Annotated in this window: 1 protein-coding gene; it reads left to right on the top strand. The window is 54.3% G+C overall.

The features are described from left to right. Window positions 1-67: 67 nt before the first annotated feature. The coding region (cobA, locus tag QVO97_RS06460; RefSeq protein WP_369678390.1) for a uroporphyrinogen-III C-methyltransferase at window positions 68-1,773 on the top strand (1,706 nt) is incomplete at its 3' end.

Below are 1,773 nucleotides of genomic sequence, written 5' to 3' on the forward strand. Positions count from 1 at the left end.
CCCGTCAGCAGGACAGGGCATTCTGGCAATCCAGGGACGGCGTGACCGGGAGATCCCTTTTGTGAAAATGGTTCACTCTGAGGAGTCTGCGGTTTTAACCAGGGCAGAACAGGGCTTTGTCGCCACGCTTGGAGGCGGATGTTCGTCGCCGACGGCAGCTTCGGCGGTGCTTGAAAATGGAAAAATCAAGCTGCGAGGTCTTTATTATGAAGAAACGGGAGAAGTCCGTATTGGTTCCATTGAGGGGGAGGCAGAGAAAGCAGCGGAGCTTGGAAGAAAATTGGCGGAACAGTTATCGGGAAAGCCTGCACTGTCTCCGCTGGGGAAAGTCTACCTTATCGGCTCGGGTCCTGGCGATGCAGGGCTTTTTACCCTGCGCGGCAGAGAACTTCTGGAGCAGGCGGATGCCGTCGTCTACGACGCTTTGGCAGGCGACGCGGTACTGGGCTGGATTCCGGAGCACACGCGGAAAATTGACGTTGGTAAACGGAGTGGACGCCATTCGAAGAAGCAGGAAGAAATCTTAGAAATTTTATTAGAGGAAGCGAAAAAGGGCGGAACGATCGTGCGCCTCAAGGGCGGGGATCCGTTCGTCTTTGGACGCGGCGGCGAAGAAGCTGAATTTTTAAAGAAACATCAGATCCCGTTTGAGGTGGTTCCGGGTATCAGCTCCAGCCTGGCAGTTCCGGCATATTTTGGCATCCCGGTGACGCACCGAGGATTGGCGGGATCGTTTCATGTGATTACCGGACATCGTATGGAGGGCATGCCGGCTCTGGATTTTGAGGCACTTGCTCGGGTCGGCGGCACCTTAATTTTTCTGATGAGTGTTGCGAATGCGCCGAGGATCTGTGAGGGGCTTCTGAATGCGGGAATGAAACCGGAGACGCCGGCGGCATTTCTGATGAACGGAACCCTTGCGTCCCAGAGAATGATCCGCGCAACCCTGCAGATACTTCCGGAAGAGGGTGTGCGTCAGGGCGTCAAGGCGCCTGCCATTCTTGTGATCGGGGAAGTCTGTGCGCTTGCTGATACGTGTGCATGGAGAGAAGAAAAGCCGTTGGCAGGAAAAAGGATCGTGATTACCCGCCCGAAGGAGCGCAGCCAGAAGCTGGCGGAACATCTGCGCGATGCCGGAGCGGAGGTGCTGGAATTTCCGACGATTGAGTTAAAACCGGTCTGGAAAAAATCAGAAAAAGCGGATGCTGGCACAGCGGATAAAGAAAAACTGTATGAACTGGTTCGGAATCTGGAATCGTATCACTGGCTGGTGCTCACGAGTCCGGCAGGGGCGCAATATTTCTTTGAGCTTTTGAACCGGATGCAGAAAGATTTCAGGAGCCTTTCCCATCTGCGTTTTGCTGTGATCGGCGAGGGAACCGCGTCCGTCTGCCGGGAACACGGCATTTACCCAGATTATATTCCGGAGCGCTTTTATGCGGCAGATCTCGGAAAAGGGCTGGCAAAACAGGTGAAGCAGAACGAACGCGTATGCATCCTGCGCGCCAGACATGGTTCGCCGGAACTGACGCAGGCATTTGAAGCTGCCGGAATATCCTATATGGATGTGACACTTTACGATACGATCACGCCGGAGGAATCGCCGCTTGCAGAGCGCATCCGTGAACTCCTAAAAGAGGGCGCGATCGATGCGGTCACGTTTACGAGCGGATCGACAGTACAGGGATTCCTGGATATTTTACAGCCGGATAAGGAGACATTGAACGGATTTACAGCCGTCTGTATCGGAGAAAAGACAGAAAAAACCGCCAG

The organism is Clostridium sp. CAG:43 (assembly GCF_000434655.1).
GTDB lineage: Bacteria > Bacillota > Clostridia > Lachnospirales > Lachnospiraceae > Otoolea > Otoolea fessa.